The 16,153-nt window shown below is 73.2% G+C and carries 15 protein-coding genes; 12 read left to right on the top strand and 3 right to left on the bottom strand.

What is annotated here, in order from left to right; genetic code table 11:
- From ACZ3KP_RS17880 to ACZ3KP_RS17870, 3 genes are read left to right on the top strand one after another with little or no spacing between them, the layout of a single operon-like run.
- Positions 1–834, top strand: a complete 834-nt coding sequence (locus ACZ3KP_RS17880; RefSeq protein ID WP_467500588.1) for a DUF5819 family protein — start codon at positions 1–3, stop codon at positions 832–834.
- Complete coding sequence (locus ACZ3KP_RS17875; protein WP_467500586.1) at positions 831–2,027, top strand: HTTM domain-containing protein; 1,197 nt, start codon at positions 831–833, stop codon at positions 2,025–2,027. Before ACZ3KP_RS17880 ends, ACZ3KP_RS17875 begins: the two co-directional genes overlap by 4 nt.
- Entirely contained in the window at positions 2,024–2,758 is a 735-nt protein-coding gene (locus tag ACZ3KP_RS17870) for a TrmH family RNA methyltransferase (RefSeq protein WP_467500584.1), read from the top strand. The genes ACZ3KP_RS17875 and ACZ3KP_RS17870 overlap by 4 nt, the downstream gene beginning before the upstream one ends.
- Positions 2,759–2,885: 127 nt before the next feature.
- Here ACZ3KP_RS17870 and paaN read toward each other — a convergent pair whose 3' ends face one another.
- The gene (paaN, locus tag ACZ3KP_RS17865; protein WP_467500582.1) at positions 2,886–4,577 is read right to left on the bottom strand and encodes a phenylacetic acid degradation protein PaaN; all 1,692 of its coding nucleotides are present in this window, start codon (positions 4,575–4,577) and stop codon (positions 2,886–2,888) included.
- Between the two features lie 148 nt (positions 4,578–4,725).
- On the opposite strand from paaN, the gene ACZ3KP_RS17860 reads away from it, so the two are divergent.
- Together ACZ3KP_RS17860 and ACZ3KP_RS17855 are read left to right on the top strand one after the other, a co-directional pair.
- The gene (locus ACZ3KP_RS17860; protein WP_467500580.1) at positions 4,726–6,240 is read left to right on the top strand and encodes a 3-hydroxyacyl-CoA dehydrogenase; all 1,515 of its coding nucleotides are present in this window, start codon (positions 4,726–4,728) and stop codon (positions 6,238–6,240) included.
- The gene (locus ACZ3KP_RS17855; protein ID WP_467500578.1) at positions 6,237–6,824 is read left to right on the top strand and encodes a TetR/AcrR family transcriptional regulator; all 588 of its coding nucleotides are present in this window, start codon (positions 6,237–6,239) and stop codon (positions 6,822–6,824) included. The genes ACZ3KP_RS17860 and ACZ3KP_RS17855 overlap by 4 nt, the downstream gene beginning before the upstream one ends.
- A 22-nt stretch (positions 6,825–6,846) precedes the next feature.
- Here ACZ3KP_RS17855 and ACZ3KP_RS17850 read toward each other — a convergent pair whose 3' ends face one another.
- Positions 6,847–7,350, bottom strand: a complete 504-nt coding sequence (locus ACZ3KP_RS17850; protein ID WP_467500576.1) for an Lrp/AsnC family transcriptional regulator — start codon at positions 7,348–7,350, stop codon at positions 6,847–6,849.
- 171 nt (positions 7,351–7,521) lie between these two features.
- Between ACZ3KP_RS17850 and pdhA the strand changes: the two genes are divergently transcribed.
- The 7 genes from pdhA to ACZ3KP_RS17815 all read left to right on the top strand — a co-directional run bounded on the left by pdhA (position 7,522) and on the right by ACZ3KP_RS17815 (position 15,573).
- The gene (gene pdhA, locus ACZ3KP_RS17845; RefSeq protein WP_467500574.1) at positions 7,522–8,670 is read left to right on the top strand and encodes a pyruvate dehydrogenase (acetyl-transferring) E1 component subunit alpha; all 1,149 of its coding nucleotides are present in this window, start codon (positions 7,522–7,524) and stop codon (positions 8,668–8,670) included.
- A complete protein-coding gene (locus ACZ3KP_RS17840) occupies positions 8,667–9,671 on the top strand; it encodes an alpha-ketoacid dehydrogenase subunit beta (protein ID WP_358971813.1) in 1,005 nt (334 codons plus the stop codon). Before pdhA ends, ACZ3KP_RS17840 begins: the two co-directional genes overlap by 4 nt.
- Positions 9,671–11,047: a dihydrolipoamide acetyltransferase family protein gene (locus ACZ3KP_RS17835; RefSeq protein WP_467500572.1), complete on the top strand. Its 1,377-nt coding sequence runs from the start codon at positions 9,671–9,673 to the stop codon at positions 11,045–11,047. Before ACZ3KP_RS17840 ends, ACZ3KP_RS17835 begins: the two co-directional genes overlap by 1 nt.
- A gap of 71 nt (positions 11,048–11,118) precedes the next feature.
- Positions 11,119–12,042 carry an NTP transferase domain-containing protein gene (locus ACZ3KP_RS17830; RefSeq protein ID WP_467500570.1) on the top strand — a complete coding sequence of 308 codons (924 nt, stop codon included), beginning with the start codon at positions 11,119–11,121 and terminating at the stop codon, positions 12,040–12,042.
- Positions 12,039–13,436: a molybdopterin molybdotransferase MoeA gene (locus ACZ3KP_RS17825; protein WP_467500568.1), complete on the top strand. Its 1,398-nt coding sequence runs from the start codon at positions 12,039–12,041 to the stop codon at positions 13,434–13,436. The genes ACZ3KP_RS17830 and ACZ3KP_RS17825 overlap by 4 nt, the downstream gene beginning before the upstream one ends.
- The gene (locus ACZ3KP_RS17820; protein ID WP_467500566.1) at positions 13,433–14,530 is read left to right on the top strand and encodes a potassium channel family protein; all 1,098 of its coding nucleotides are present in this window, start codon (positions 13,433–13,435) and stop codon (positions 14,528–14,530) included. The genes ACZ3KP_RS17825 and ACZ3KP_RS17820 overlap by 4 nt, the downstream gene beginning before the upstream one ends.
- A 62-nt stretch (positions 14,531–14,592) precedes the next feature.
- Positions 14,593–15,573 carry an NAD(P)H-quinone oxidoreductase gene (locus tag ACZ3KP_RS17815; protein WP_467500564.1) on the top strand — a complete coding sequence of 327 codons (981 nt, stop codon included), beginning with the start codon at positions 14,593–14,595 and terminating at the stop codon, positions 15,571–15,573.
- 73 nt (positions 15,574–15,646) lie between these two features.
- Here the strand turns inward: ACZ3KP_RS17815 and ACZ3KP_RS17810 are convergent, their stop codons facing one another.
- The gene (locus tag ACZ3KP_RS17810; protein ID WP_467500562.1) at positions 15,647–16,153 is read right to left on the bottom strand and encodes a hypothetical protein; all 507 of its coding nucleotides are present in this window, start codon (positions 16,151–16,153) and stop codon (positions 15,647–15,649) included.

Below are 16,153 nucleotides of genomic sequence, written 5' to 3'. Positions count from 1 at the left end.
ATGGACGCGTACGACGAGGACTCGGACGCCCGACACGGGCCGGACGGTCCGCACGCGCCGGACGGTCCGTACGGGTCCGACGGTCCGAGCGAATCCGGCGGTCCGAGCGAATCCGGCGGTCCGGGCGGGGCCGGTCCGGTGCGGGCCCGTGTCCCGGCCGGGCCCGGCGGCCCGGCGCCCGTCCCCCGCTCCGGCGTCGCCGCCCTCTCCCCGCGCTACCAGGTCGGCGCGGCCCTCGCCGTGGCCCTGGTCGCGGTCACCGCCTGTGTGCACCTCGGGATGGTGTTCCTGAGCCTCGCGCCGGCGAACACGGTGACCAAGCAGCACGGCAAGGCGATCGAGGAATGGGTGTACCCGGAGTTCGAGCAGAACTGGAAGCTCTTCGCACCCAACCCGCTCCAGCAGAACATCGCCGTGCAGGTCCGCGCCGCCGTGCTGATGCCGAACGGCACCACGACCACCACCGGCTGGAACGACCTGTCGGTGCAGGACGGCAAGGCGATCGACGGCAGCCTGCTGCCGAGCCACACCGTGCAGAACGAACTGCGCCGCGCCTGGGACTTCTTCGTCACCACGCACGGCGCCGACAACCGCCCGATCGGCATACGCGGCTCCCTGTCCGAGCAGTACCTGCGCCGGATCGTCGTGATGCGCATGTACGAGCAGGACGCCACCAGCAAGAAGGGCACCATCCAGCGCGTGGAGGTGCGCTCCAGCACGACCAACGTGCCCCCGCCGGACTGGAGCGGGGAGAAGGTCTCGGACACCCCCGTCTACCGGGTGCTGCCCTGGTGGACGGTCACCGCCGACGAGGCGAACGGGGGTGTGCGGTGAGCCGTCTCGCCCTGTGCCTGTCCCGTGCCGTCGCCCGGGTGACCGGGTCGGCGCTCGGCCCGTACCAGACGGCCGTCGTCCGCATCGGCTTCGCCGCCACCTGGCTGCTGTTCCTGTTGCGGGAGTACCCGCACCGCCAGGAGCTCTACGGCCCCGACGGCCCCTGGAGCTTCGACCTCGCCCGGCAGCTGACCGCCGACAACCACGCCTTCACGGCGCTGCTGGCCTCCGACAGCCAGGCCTTCTTCGAGGTTTTCTACTTCCTGGCGGTCCTCTCCAGCGCCCTGCTGCTGGTGGGCTGGCGCACCCGCGCCACCTCCCTGCTGTTCATGGTGGGCGTGCTGTCCCTCCAGAACCGCAGCGTCTTCATGGGCGACGGCGGCGACAACGTGCTGCACCTGATGTCCTTCTACCTGGTGTTCACCCGCTGCGGCCAGGTGTGGTCGCTGGACGCGCGCAGGGCGGCCAGGGCATCCATGGCGTCCCGGGCAACCGACCGGGTGGGGCCCGCCCTGTGGGCGGCCTCCGGGCTCGTGCTGGTCGCGGCGGCCCTCACCGGCCGCACCGGCGGCGGCTGGCTGGTCCCGGCCGTCCTGTGGGCGACCTGGGCGGGCGCCGCCCTGTGGTGGGCGGCGGGCCGCTGGGCGCGCACCCCTGAGCCCCGGATCCTGCTGGACGTCGTGGCCAACGTCCTGCACAACGGCGCGCTCTTCGTGATCATGGCCGAGGCCTGCCTGATCTACGCCACCGCCGGCTGGTACAAGATCCAGGGCTCCCGCTGGCAGGACGGCACGGCCGTCTACTACCCGCTCCACCTGGACTACTTCTCCCCCTGGCCGGCCCTCGCCGACCTGCTGTCCGCCAACGGCACGATGGTGATGCTGGTGACGTACGGGACGGTGATCGTGCAGGTCGCCTTCCCGTTCACGCTGTTCAACCGACGGGTCAAGAACGTGCTGCTGGCCGCGATGATCACCGAGCACGCGGTGATCGCGGTCGTCCTCGGGCTGCCGTTCTTCTCCCTCGCCATGATCGCGGCGGACTCGGTCTTCCTGCCCACGGCGTTCCTGCACCGCCTGGGCGACTGGGCCGGACGCGCGCGTGAGCGTGTCCTGCGGCGCGGGGACCGGACGCTGCCCGTGCCCCGCTCCCCCGAGGCCGACGAACCGCCCCGCGTAGGCTTCGGGGCATGACCGACCCCCTCGACCACTGGGCACGGACGGCCGGCTCGGCCGTCCTGCTGGACGGCTTCCACGCCCTCAAGCACGCCCTGCGCTTCGGTGCGCAGGTGCCGGTGGCGGTCACCACGGACCGGGCGGCGACGCTGGCCCTGGCCGGCGAACTGGCGCCGGACGTGAGGGAGGCGCTGGACGCGCTGTTGACCGAGGTGAGTGCGGCGTCGTACGCCACCCTCGTCCCGCGGCCGCACCCCACGGGCGTGGCCGCCCTCGCCGTACGACCGTCCCGCGAGGCCAACCTGCGGGCGCTGGCCCACACTCCGCGCACCGCGCCGGTCGTCGTCCTCGACGAACCCCGCAACCTCGGCAACGCGGGCGCGGTGATCCGCCTGGCGGCGGGCTTCGGGGCGACGGGAGTCATCACGACGGGCACGCTCGACCCCTGGCACCCGACGGTGGTGCGGGGCGGGGCGGGGCTCCACTTCGCGACGGCGGTGGAGCGGACGGAGGTGGCGGAGCTGCCGCCCGGCCCGGTCTACGCCCTGGACCCGGAGGGCGAGGACATCCGCGGCACGAAGCTCCCGGACGACGCGATCCTCGCCTTCGGCTCCGAACGAACGGGCCTGTCACCAGAGCTGCGCGCGCGTGCCGACCATCTCCTGCGGCTGCCGATGCGTCCCCAGGTGAGCAGCTACAACCTGGCGACGAGCGTGGCGATGACGCTGTACCACTGGAGCGCTCTGTAGGGCCCTGCAAGGGGAGTGGGGCTCTGCCGGATGTGCGGCTGCCGCCGCGTGGGTGCGGCCGGCCACGGCGGCGCCGCCGATCACGACCGCCGTGGCGGTGCCCCGCCACGGCGGTCGAATCCGTCCGCTACGCCTCCCGGCGCACCTCGATCACCCGGAACCGGTTGGCCACGAACGCGCCGTCCGTCAGCGCCGCGTTCGCCGCCGCGTTGCCGCCCGACCCGTGGAAGTCGGAGAACGCCGCCGTCTGGTTGACGTACACCCCGCCGACCAGGTTCAGCGACAGCTGGGCCGCCTCCTCCAGGCAGACCTCCTCCACGGCGCTCTCCACATCGGCGTCGACGGTGTACGCGCCGACCGTCATCGCACCCTTCTCGCGCACCGTCCGCCGCAGCAGCTCCACCGCGTCGGCGGCCGAGTCGACGGCGACGGCGAAGGAGACCGGGCCGAAGCACTCGCTCATGTAGGCGGCCTCGTCGTCGGGCTTGGCCCCGTCCAGCTTGACGATCACCGGGGTGCGGACCACCGCGTCCGGGAACTCCGGGTTGGTGATCTCCCGGGAGGCGAGGGCGACTTCGCCGAGTCCGGCGGCGGCCTCCAGGCGGGCCTTGACGTCGGGGTTGACGATCGCCCCGAGCAGCGCGTTCGCACGGGCGTCGTCACCGAGCAGGCCGTCGACCGCGCGGGCGAGGTCGGCGACCACCTCGTCGTACGTCTTCGGGCCCTCGTCGGTGCGGATGCCGTCGCGGGGGATCAGCAGGTTCTGCGGGGTGGTGCACATCTGGCCGCTGTAGAGGGAGAGCGAGAAGGCCAGGTTGGACAGCATGCCCTGGTAGTTGCCGGTGGACTCCACGAGGACCGAGTTGACGCCGGCCTTCTCGGTGTACACCTGGGCCTGCCGGGCGTTGGCCTCCAGCCAGTCGCCGAAGGAGGTGGAGCCCGTGTAGTCGATGATCTTGATTTCCGGGCGGGTGGCGAGCGTCCTGGCGATGCCCTCGCCTGGGCGTTCGGCGGTCAGGGCGACGAGGTTCGGGTCGAAGCCGGCCTCGGTGAGGACCTGGCGGGCGACCTGCACGGTGAGGGCGAGGGGCAGCACCGCGCGCGGGTGCGGCTTGACCAGGACCGCGTTGCCGGTGGCGAGGGAGGCGAACAGACCGGGGTAGCCGTTCCACGTCGGGAACGTGTTGCAGCCGATGACCAGGGCGATCCCGCGGGGGACCGGCTTGAAGGTCTTCGTCAGCGCGAGCGGGTCGCGCTTGCCCTGCGGCTTGCTCCACTCCGCGGTGTCGGGGGTGCGTACCTGCTCGGCGTACGCGTACGCCACCGCCTCCAGGCCACGGTCCTGGGCGTGCGGGCCGCCCGCCTGGAACGCCATCATGAACGCCTGGCCGCTGGTGTGCATGACGGCGTGCGCGAACTCGTGCGTGCGGTCGCTGATCCGCTTCAGGATCTCCAGGCACACCACCGCACGCGCCTGCGCGCCCGCGTCGCGCCACGCGCGCTGCCCGGCCCGCATGGCCGCCAGCAGCGTGTCGACGTCGGCGTGCGGGTAGGTCACGCCCAGCTCGATGCCGTACGGGGAGACCTCGCCCCCGGTCCAGTCGTCGGTGCCGGGCTGGCCGAGGTCGATGCGGGTGCCGAGGAGGGCTTCGAAGGCGGCCTTGCCCGCCGCCGCGTCCAGGCTGCCGTGCTCCCCGTAGGCCTTGGGATGCTCGGGGTGGGGGGACCAGTACGCGCGCGTGCGGATCGCCTCCAGCGCCTGGTCGAGCGTGGGCCGGTGCTTGGCGATCAGTTCGGGCACGGTGAGTTCGGCGGTCATGCGGGACCAACTCCTCGTTCGATGAGCTCCCCTTCGAGCTCATGACCTGGGCAGAAACAGCCGGACAGGGCTAGAGTAACCGAACGATCGGTCGGGACAAGGGGGCCTGCCGCATCTGTGGAAAACCCCGTGCGGGAGGATCGCGCACATGACAGCACTCGACCTCAGCAGCACCGTGGGTGTCGTCGGCAGCGGCACCATGGGCCAGGGCATCGCCCAGGTCGCCCTCGTCGCCGGGCACCGGGTACGGCTGTACGACGCCGTCCCGGGGCGGGCCGCCGAAGCGGCCGCGGTGATCGGTGCCCGCCTGGACCGGCTCGTCGAGAGGGACCGGATGACGGCGGCCGACCGGGACGCGGCCCGCGCCCGGCTGCTGCCCGCCGAGCGGCTCACCGAGTTCGCCGACTGCGCTCTGGTCGTGGAGGCCGTGCTGGAGCGGCTGGAGGCCAAGCAGGAGCTGTTCCGGGACCTGGAGGGCATCGTCGCCGACGACTGTCTGCTCGCCACCAACACCTCCTCCCTGTCGGTGACGGCGATCGGCGGCGGCCTGCGCAGCGCCTCCCGCCTCGTCGGCCTGCACTTCTTCAACCCGGCCCCGCTGCTGCCGCTGGTCGAGGTGGTCTCCGGGTTCGCGACCGACGTCACGTCGGCCACGCGCGCGTACGAGACCGCCCGCTCCTGGGGCAAGACACCGGTCGCCTGCGCGGACACCCCGGGCTTCATCGTCAACCGGATCGCGCGGCCCTTCTACGCCGAGGCGTTCGCGGTCCACGAGGCGCAGGCCGCCGACCCGGCCACCATCGACGCGGTGCTGCGCGAGAGCGGCGGCTTCCGGATGGGCGCCTTCGAGCTGACCGACCTGATCGGCCAGGACGTCAACGAGTCCGTCACGCACTCCGTGTGGCAGGCCTTCTTCCAGGACGTCCGCTTCACCCCGTCGCTGGCCCAGCGCCGGCTCGTGGAGTCCGGCCGGCTCGGCCGCAAGACCGGACACGGCTGGTACGACTATGAGGACGGCGCGGAGCGCCCCGAACCGCACACCGCCGAACCGGCCCAGCCGCCCGCCTACGTCGTCGCCGAGGGCACCCTGGGCCCGGCCGCCGAACTGCTCGCGATGATCCGCGAGGCCGGCATCCAGGTCCGCGAGGAGGACGAGGACCACGGCACCCGACTGGTGCTGCCCAGCGGCGGCCAGCTGGCCCTCGCCGACGGCCAGACCTCGGTGGAGTTCCGGGACGTCGTCTACTTCGACCTCGCCCTCGACTACCGCCGCGCCACCCGGATCGCCCTGTCCGCCGGGCACGACACGCTGCCCCAGACGCTCACCGAGGCCGTCGGCCTCTTCCAGGCGCTCGGCAAGAAGGTCAGCGTCATCGGGGACGTCCCCGGCATGATCGTGGCCCGTACGGTGGCCCGGATCATCGACCTCGCGCACGACGCCGTCGCCAAGGGCGTCGCCACCGAGGAGGACATCGACACCGCGATGCGCCTGGGCGTCAACTATCCGCTCGGGCCCATCGAGTGGAGCCGCCGCCTCGGCCGCGACTTCGCCTACGACCTCCTCGACGACCTGCACCTGCGCGACCCGAGCGGACGCTACGCGCCCTCCCTCGCGCTCTACCGGCACGCCTACGCCACCGAGAAGCGGGAGGGCGCCTCGTGACCACCGCCAAGCGCGACACCTACACCCCCGACACCTTGCTCTCGGTGGCGGTCCAGGTCTTCAACGAGCGTGGCTACGACGGCACCTCCATGGAGCATCTCTCCAAGGCGGCCGGCATCTCCAAGTCGTCGATCTACCACCACGTCTCCGGCAAGGAGGAACTGCTGCGCCGGGCCGTCAGCCGCGCCCTGGACGGCCTCTTCGGGATCCTCGACGAGGAGCACGCGCGCGTGGGCGCCGCCGCCGACCGGCTGGAGCACGTCGTACGGCGCATGGTCGAGGTGCTGATCGCCGAACTGCCCTATGTGACGCTGCTGCTGCGGGTGCGCGGCAACACCGGCACCGAGCGGTGGGCGCTGGAGCGGCGCCGCGACTTCGACCACCGGGTGGCCGACCTGCTGAAGGCGGCCGCCGCCGAGGGCGAGGTGCGCGGCGACGTCGAGGTGCGGCTGGCCACCCGGCTGGTCTTCGGCATGGTCAACTCGATCGTGGAGTGGTACCGCCCGGACGGGCACGGCGCGAGCGGGCGTGAGGTCGCCGACGCCGTCGTGCGGCTGGCCTTCTCCGGGCTGCGCGCACACTGACGCCGGCCGTGGCCGGCCGTCGTCAGTAGGCGTCCGGATCCAGGTCCTCCTCCTCGAACACCAGCAGCGTGCGGGTGCTGAGCACCTCGGGGATGGCCTGGAGCCGGGTCAGCACCAGCTCGCGCAACGCGCGGTTGTCGGGCGTGTGCACCAGGAGCAGCACGTCGAAGTCCCCGCCCACCAGGGCGATGTGGGAGGCGCCGGGCAGCTGGCGCAGCTGCTCGCGGACCGTGCGCCAGCTGTTCTGGACGATCTTCAGCGTGATGTACGCCGAGGTGCCCTGGCCCGCCCGCTCGTGGTCCACCCGGGCACCGAAACCACGGATCACCCCGTCCTCGATGAGGCGGTTGATCCGTGCGTAGGCGTTGGCGCGCGAGACATGGACACGTTCCGCGACCGCCCGTATCGACGCCCGGCCGTCCGCCTGGAGGATCCCCAGGATGTCCTGATCGATGGCGTCCAGCGGACGTGCGGGCGGCAGCGCGGTGCGGTCCGGCGGCCCCTCGGCCATTTGTTCAGGTGCCATGTCCCCCCGCCTCCCTACCATGGACGTACTGCGTTCATTCCAGGCTGTGGAGAACCGTTTGTCCACAGCCTCGGGGGGCCTGTAGCCAAAATGTGTCGACGACCGAACAATCGGTAGGTGGGACGGGTCACAGGCGATCCGGCTCCCGTACCCCCACGAGGAGGTGCCGTCATGACGGTCATGGAGCAGCGCGACGCCTACCGTCCGTCGCCGCCGCCCGCCTGGCAGCCCCGGACGGACCCCGCGCCGCTGCTGCCCGACGAGCGACCGTACCGCGTCCTGGGAACCGAGTCGGCGGCCAAGGCCGACCCCGAGCTGCTGCGCCGCCTGTACACCCAGCTCGTACGCGGCCGCCGCTACAACGCGCAGGCCACCGCCCTCACCAAGCAGGGCCGCCTCGCCGTCTACCCCTCCAGCACCGGCCAGGAGGCCTGCGAGATCGCCGCCGCGCTCGCCCTCCAGGAGCGTGACTGGCTCTTCCCCAGCTACCGCGACACCCTCGCGGTGGTCGCCCGCGGCGTGGACCCGGTCGAGGCGCTCACCCTGCTGCGCGGCGACTGGCACACCGGCTACGACCCGCACGCCCACCGTGTGGCCCCGCTCTCCACCCCGCTCGCCACCCAGCTCCCGCATGCCGTCGGCCTCGCCCACGCGGCCCGCCTCAAGGGCGACGACGTGGTGGCGCTCGCCATGGTCGGCGACGGCGGCACCAGCGAGGGCGACTTCCACGAGGCGCTGAACTTCGCCGCCGTCTGGCAGGCCCCGGTCGTCTTCCTGGTCCAGAACAACGGCTTCGCCATCTCCGTCCCGCTCGCCAAGCAGACCGCCGCCCCTTCCCTGGCCCACAAGGCCGTCGGCTACGGCATGCCGGGCCGCCTGGTCGACGGCAACGACGCGGCCGCCGTGCACGAGGTCCTCTCCGACGCCGTACGGCACGCACGCGAGGGCGGCGGACCCACCCTGGTCGAGGCGGTCACCTACCGGATCGACGCCCACACCAACGCCGACGACGCCACCCGCTACCGCGGCGACACCGAGGTCGACGCCTGGCGCGACCACGATCCGATCCTGCTCCTGGAGCGCGAGCTGACCGCCCGCGGACTGCTCGACGAGGACACCGTCCGCGACGCGCGCGAGGACGCCGAGGCGATGGCCGCCGACCTGCGCGAGCGCATGAACCGCGATCTGGAACTCGACCCCATGGACCTCTTCGACCAGGTGTACGCCGGGACCACCACGCAACTGCGCGAGCAGCGCGCCCTGCTGCGGGCCGAGCTGGAGGCCGAGCAGGACGACCACCGTGAAGGCGGCCACCGATGACGACCGTCGCCGTGAAACCCGCCACCATGGCGCAGGCCCTCGGCCGTGCCCTGCGGGACGCCATGGCCGCCGACCCGGCCGTGCACGTCATGGGGGAGGACGTCGGCACCCTGGGCGGTGTCTTCCGGGTCACCGACGGTCTCGCCGAGGAGTTCGGAGAGACCCGCTGCACCGACACCCCGCTCGCCGAGGCCGGCATCCTCGGCACCGCGGTCGGCATGGCCATGTACGGACTGCGCCCGGTCGTGGAGATGCAGTTCGACGCCTTCGCCTACCCCGCGTTCGAGCAACTGATCAGCCATGTCTCCCGGATGCGCAACCGCACCCGGGGCCGACTGCCCCTCCCGATCACCGTCCGGATCCCCTACGGCGGCGGCATCGGCGGCGTCGAGCACCACAGCGACTCCTCCGAGGCCTACTACATGGCCACCCCCGGCCTGCACGTCGTCACCCCGGCCACCGTCGCCGACGCCTACGGACTGCTCCGGCAGGCCATCGCCTCCGACGACCCGGTGGTCTTCCTCGAACCCAAGCGGCTGTACTGGTCGAAGGACTCCTGGAACCCCGAGCACCCGGCGGACGTCGAACCCATCGGCCGTGCGGTGGTGCGCCGAACCGGGCGCAGCGCCACGCTCATCACCTACGGCCCGTCCGTACCGGTCTGCCTCGAAGCCGCCGAGGCCGCCCGGGCGGAGGGCTGGGACCTGGAAGTCGTCGACCTGCGCTCCCTGGTGCCGTTCGACGACGAGACGGTCTGCGCCTCCGTACGGCGCACCGGGCGCGCGGTCGTCGTACACGAGTCGGGCGGGTTCGGCGGGCCGGGCGGAGAGATCGCGGCACGCGTGACCGAGCGCTGCTTCCACCACCTGGAGGCACCGGTGCTGCGCGTGGCCGGGTTCGACATCCCGTATCCGCCGCCGATGCTGGAGCGTCACCACCTGCCCGGCGTGGACCGCATCCTGGACGCGGTGGCGCGTCTGCAGTGGGAGGCCGAGGGCTGATGGCACAGGTGCTGGAGTTCAAACTGCCCGACCTCGGGGAGGGGCTCACCGAGGCGGTGATCGTCACCTGGCTGGTCCAGGTCGGCGAGGTGGTCGAGATCGACCAGCCGGTCGTCGAGGTCGAGACGGCCAAGGCGATGGTCGAGGTGCCCTGCCCCTACGGCGGTGTGGTCACCGCCCGCTTCGGCGAGGAGGGCACCGAACTGCCCGTCGGAGCCCCGCTCCTGACGGTCGCGGTAGGCGAGGACACCACGCTCCCCGAGCCGGAGGGCTCCGGCAACGTCCTGGTGGGCTACGGCACGGGAGCCCCTCCGGCCCGCCGCCGACGAGTGCGCGCCACGTCTGCCGACCGCGCCGACGGCAGCACCACCGCCGACCCCGCCCGCGGGAGCACCACCGCCGACCTGGCGAACGGGAGCACCGTCTCCGACCGGACACCGTCGACCGCCGGGGCCGCGACGGCGGACGTCCACGCGCGGGTGTCCGCACCGCCGTCCCCCCGGGCCACCGAGGGACCCGTCCCGGTGATCTCCCCGCTGGTCCGCCGGCTCGCCCGGGACAACAACCTGGATCTGCGCCGGCTGTCCGGCTCGGGCCCCGACGGACTGATCCTGCGCGCCGACGTCGAGGACGCCCTGCGGGTGGACGCGGCCCGCGCCGCCGCCCGGACCGCGCCGCCGAAGCCGGCGGGCATCCGTACGCCCCTCAAGGGCATCCGGGGCGCGGTCGCCGACAAGCTCTCCCGCAGCCGCCGGGAGATCCCCGACGCGACCTGCTGGGTGGACGCCGACGCGACCGAGCTGATGCGCGCGCGGACCGCGATGAACGCGGCCGGGGGACCGAAGATCTCGCTGCTGGCACTGCTCGCCCGGATCTGCACCGCGGCCCTGGCCCGCCACCCCGAGCTGAACTCCTACGTCGACGTCGAAGCGCGCGAGATCGTCCAACTCGACCACGTCCACCTGGGGTTCGCCGCCCAGACCGGCCGGGGCCTGGTCGTCCCCGTCGTCCGGGACGCCCACGCCCGCGACGCCGAGTCCCTGACGGCGGAGTTCGCCCGCCTCACCGAGTCGGCCCACGCCGGAACCCTGACCCCGTCGGAACTCACCGGCGGCACCTTCACGTTGAACAACTACGGCGTGTTCGGCGTCGACGGCTCCACCCCGATCATCAACCACCCCGAGGCGGCGATGCTGGGCGTGGGCCGCATCACGCCCAAGCCGTGGGTGCACGACGGAGAGCTTGCGGTCCGCCAGGTGGTCCAGCTGTCCCTCACCTTCGACCACCGGGTCTGCGACGGCGGCACGGCGGGCGGCTTCCTCCGCTACGTGGCGGACTGCGTGGAGAACCCGGCGGTCCTGCTCAGGACGCTCTGAGCGCGGCGCCCCGCCGGGCGCATCACCTCCCGTCTGTTCCCTGTGATCACACGGCCCCCCATACTCGAAAGGTGACCGCCACCGACACACCCCCCTACGACGCGATCGTGCTCGCCGGTGGCGCCGCCCGGCGGCTCGGCGGAGCCGACAAGCCCGCCGTGCGGGTGGGCGGACGCCCCCTCCTGGACCGTGTCCTGGCGGCGTGCGCGGGTGCCGAGCAGACCGTCGTCGTGGCGGACCCCCGCGCCACCTCCCGGCCGGTCCGCTGGACCCGCGAGGAACCCCCGGGCGGCGGCCCGGTCGCCGCCCTCGGCGCCGGCCTGCGCCACAGCACCGCCGCCTACGCGGTCGTGCTCTCGGCCGACCTGCCGTTCCTGGAAGAGGCCACCGTGGCGCGGCTGTTGGCGGCCCTCAGCGCCTCAAGCGCCGACGCCGCGCTGCTCACCGACGCCGACGGCAGGGACCAGCCTCTGGTGGCGGCCTACCGCACGACGGCACTGAGGCACGCCCTCTCGGCCCTCGCCGGGGACGAGCAGGGCCTCACCGGCCTCCCGCTGCGGCGCCTGACCGCCGCACTGAACCTCACCCGCGTCCCGGATCCCCGCGCGTCCTTCGACTGCGACACCTGGGACGACATCGCCGACGCCAGGGCACGCATCAGGGAGCATGGGCACGTGTTGGATGAATGGATCTCCGCAGTCAAGGACGAGTTGGGTATCGACCTGGACGTCGACTTCCGCCTGCTGCTCGACGTGGCCCGGGACGCGGCGCACGGGGTGGCCAGGCCGGCCGCCCCGCTGACCACGTTCCTGGTCGGCTACGCGGCCGCGCAGGGCAAGGGCGGCCCCGAAGCGGTCGCCGAGGCCGCCCACAAGGCCGCCGCTCTGGCACTGCGCTGGGCGGAGGAGACGAACGCCCCCGGCGACCCGGCTCCGGACACCCCGGCCGGCGGCGCCCCCGGCTCCGAGCCCCCCGCCCCCGGGCCCGGCCGATGACCGCCCCCGGGGTACGGGCCGGTGCGCCCGCCAGGGACACCGACGACGATCTCGACGTCGAGGAGGCGCTCGCCCTCGTGAGAGAGCCCCGAGAACCCCGGGAGCCCGCGCGGGACGCGGTGTCCGCAGCCGCCGCCCAGGACGAGCCCCGGCAGGGACCGCCCGCCCACGGCGCCCCCTCGGCCCACCGCCACCGCGCCACCCCCTGGCCCCAGGCCCGTGAGATCGCCGCCCGCGCCGCCCGGACCGGCGCCCGCCGAGCCCCCCTCTCCGTCCCGCTGGCCGACGCCCTCGGCCTGGCCCTGGCCGCTCCGCTGGACGCCCTGACCGACCTGCCCTCCTTCGACACCTCCGCGATGGACGGCTGGGCGGTGGCGGGCCCGGGCCCCTGGGACGTACGCGACGAGGGGGTGCTGGCCGGGCACGGGCAGCCCGAGCCGCTCACCGACGGAGAGGCGGTCCGCATCGCCACCGGCGCCCGGGTCCCGGCGGACACCACCGCGGTGCTCCGCAGCGAACACGGCCGTACCGACGCCCAGGGCAGGCTGCACGCCACCCGCGACACCGTCCACGGCCAGGACATCCGCCCGCGCGGCCAGGAGTGCCGCAGCGGGGACCAGTTGCTGCCCGTCGGCACCCTGGTCACCCCCGCCGTCCTCGGCCTCGCCGCGGCGGCCGGCTACGACACCGTCACCGCCGTCCCGCGCCCCCGCGCCGACGTCCTGATCCTGGGCGACGAGTTGCTCACCGAGGGGCTGCCGAGCGAGGGACTCATCCGGGACGCGCTCGGCCCGATGCTGCCGCCCTGGCTGCGCGCCCTGGGCGCCGAGGTGACCGCCGTGCGCCGGCTCGGTGACGACGCCAGGGCCCTGCGCAAGGCGATCACCTCCTCGACGGCCGACCTGATCGTCACCACGGGCGGCACCGCCTCCGGCCCGGTCGACCACGTGCACCCCACGCTGGAACGGCTCGGGGCCGAAATCCTCGTCGACGGCGTCACGGTGCGCCCCGGCCACCCCATGCTGCTGGCCCGCGTCAAGGAGAATCAGCATCTCGTCGGCCTGCCCGGCAACCCCCTCGCCGCCGTCTCCGGTCTGCTCACCCTCGCCGAACCGCTGCTGCGCACCCTCGCCGCCCACCCGGCGCCCGAGCCGTACGCGCTGCCCCTGACGCAAACCGTGCCCGGGCACCCGTACGACACCCGGCTGATCCCGGTGGTGCTGCGCGGTGACGCCGCGGTCCCCCTGCACTACAACGGTCCGGCCATGCTGCGCGGTATCGCCGCGGCCGATGCGCTCGCGGTCGTACCGCCGGGCGGAGCCCAGCAGGGGGCGGAGACGGAACTGCTCGACCTGCCGTGGGCGGCCGCGGGGATCGGGGTGTGTTTCACGTGAAACTTCCCGGCCATGACGCCATGGCCCGCCAGGCGGACGAGCACCTGGTGACCCATCGGGTGAAACTCCCGACGAAAGTGGTGGAGCGCCCGATCCGCCAGGTCGCCAAGCGGCTGGTCATGGCCCTGCTCGTGCTGATCGCCACCGCGTTGATCGTCTACGCCGACCGCGACGGCTACAACGACACCTCGGACAGCTCGGTGGACCTGCTCGACGCCTTCTACTACGCGACCGTCACCCTCTCCACCACCGGCTACGGCGACATCACGCCCGTCAGCGACGGCGCCCGGCTCATCAACATCTTCGTCATCACGCCGCTGCGCGTGCTGTTCCTGATCATCCTGGTCGGCACCACGCTCGAAGTCCTCACCGAACGCACTCGGGAGGAATTCCGCCTGAACCGCTGGAGGTCCGCTTTGCGTGATCACACCGTCGTCGTCGGCTTCGGCACGAAGGGACGTTCGGCGATCCAGACCGTCTGCGCGACGGGGCTGAGGGCGGAACAGGTCGTGGTGGTCGACCCCAGCTCCAAGGTGATCGACGCGGCCACCGCCGAGGGCTTCGCGGGGGTCGTCGGGGACGCGACCCGCAGCGAGGTGCTCAAGCGGGCCGAGGTGCAGCGGGCCCGGCAGATCATCATCGCCACCCAGCGCGACGACACCGCCGTCCTGGTCACCCTGACCGCCCGGCAGCTCAACCGGGGCGCGAAGATCGTGGCGGCGGTCCGCGAGGAGGAGAACGCGCCGCTGCTCAAGCAGTCCGGCGCCGACGCCGTCATCACCAGCGCCAGCGCGGCCGGCCGACTGCTCGGCCTGTCCGTGCTCAGCCCCGCCGCGGGCATGGTCATGGAGGATCTCATCCAGCAGGGAAGCGGCCTCGACCTGATCGAGCGCCCGGCGGTCAGGGCCGAGGTCGGCAAGACCCCGCGCGAGACGGCCGACCTGGTGGTCAGCGTCCTGCGCGGCCACCGGGTGCTCGGCTACGACGACCCGGCCGTCGGCACCATCCAGCTCACCGACCGCCTCATCACCATCGTCCGGGCCTCCCCGGGCAGCCGGGTCGCACCGGACATACGGCCGCTGCCCCGCGCCTGACCGGGCGAGTGGCGGTACCGCCACCGTCGGGGTCCTGACGGGTGAGGAGTAGCGTCGCGGACATGCATGCGATCACGATTCCCGAACCCGGTGGACCCGAGGCGCTGGTGTGGGACGAGGTCCCCGACCCCGTGCCCGGCGAGGGCGAAGTACTGGTCGAGGTGGTGGCCAGCGCCGTCAACCGCGCCGACATCATGCAGCGACAGGGCTACTACGATCCCCCGCCTGGCGCTTCCCCCTATCCCGGCCTGGAGTGCTCCGGGCGGATCGCCGCGCTCGGCCCGAACGTCTCCGGCTGGTCCGTCGGCGACGAGGTGTGCGCACTGCTCGCGGGCGGCGGCTACGCGGAGCGGGTCGCCGTCCCGGCCGGACAGCTGCTGCCGGTGCCCGAGGGCGTGGACCTCCGGTGGGCCGCCGCGCTGCCCGAGGTGGTCAGCACGGTCTGGTCGAACGTCTTCATGATCGCCCATCTGCGCCCGGGCGAGACGCTGCTCGTGCACGGTGGCTCCAGTGGTATCGGCACCATGGCGATCCAGCTGGGCAAGGCGGTCGGCGCCAAGGTCGCGGTCACCGCGGGGACGAAGGGGAAGCTGGACTTCTGCGCCGAGCTCGGCGCCGACGTCCTCGTCAACTACCGCGAGCAGGACTTCGTCGAGGAGGTGAAGGCGGCCACCGACGGCGCGGGCGCCGACGTCATCCTCGACAACATGGGCGCCAAGTACCTGGACCGGAACGTGCAGGCCCTCGCGGTCAACGGGCGGCTTGCGATCATCGGCATGCAGGGCGGTGTCAAGGGGGAGCTGAACATCGGCGCGCTGCTCGCCAAGCGGGCCGCGATCAGCGCGACCTCGCTGCGCGCCCGGCCGCTCGCGGAGAAGGCGGCGATCGTCGCGGCGGTACGTGAGCACGTCTGGCCGCTGATCGCCCAGGGCCATGTCCGTCCGGTCGTCGACCGGGAGCTGCCGATGGCCGAGGCGGCGCAGGCGCACCGGGTGGTGGAGGCCAGCGACCACATCGGCAAGGTTCTGCTGGTCACCGGCTAGGCAATCCGCCTGCACGGGCCGGGGAGTCCCGCTGTCCCGGCCAGGAAATTCCCATCACCGGCCGGGAAATCCCCTAGCCCCGGCGCACCCGCAGTCCGATGAAGGCGAGGCCGAGTCCGAGGCCGATCAGGACCAGTCCGCTGCCCAGCGGCAGGATGTCCAGGACGGGCTCGGTTTCGCCGTCCTGGCCGGGGGCGACGGCCTGGGGGACGGGTGGCGGCTGGGGCGCGGTCGGGTTCACGGCGGCGTCCCGGGGCGGCTGCGCGGCCGTGGCGGCCTGGCTCTCGGCGCCGTTCTCCGCCGGCTCCGTCGCCGCCTCCTCGTCGGGGTCGTCGGGGTCGTCGTCGCCCATCACCGTCACCGCCGGTCCCAGGTGCCGCCCCGGCCGTGTCCGGCCCTCACCGGCCACCGTCCCGGCCAGGGACGGCCGGGGGGTGGCCGAGGCACCGGCGGAGGCGCCGGCGGAGGCGGAGGGCAGCGGTCCGGGGCCGTGAGCGACAGCCGTGCGGGACGGCAGCAGGATCGTCGCGAGGACGAGCAGCAGAAGACCGCCGAAGGCGGTTCGCAGCCTTGGAGTCAC

It is taken from the genome of Streptomyces sp. NPDC020958 (assembly GCF_055562175.1).
The sequence above is the reverse complement of the archived record's forward strand: the minus strand, read 5'-3'. Positions and strand labels throughout refer to the sequence as shown.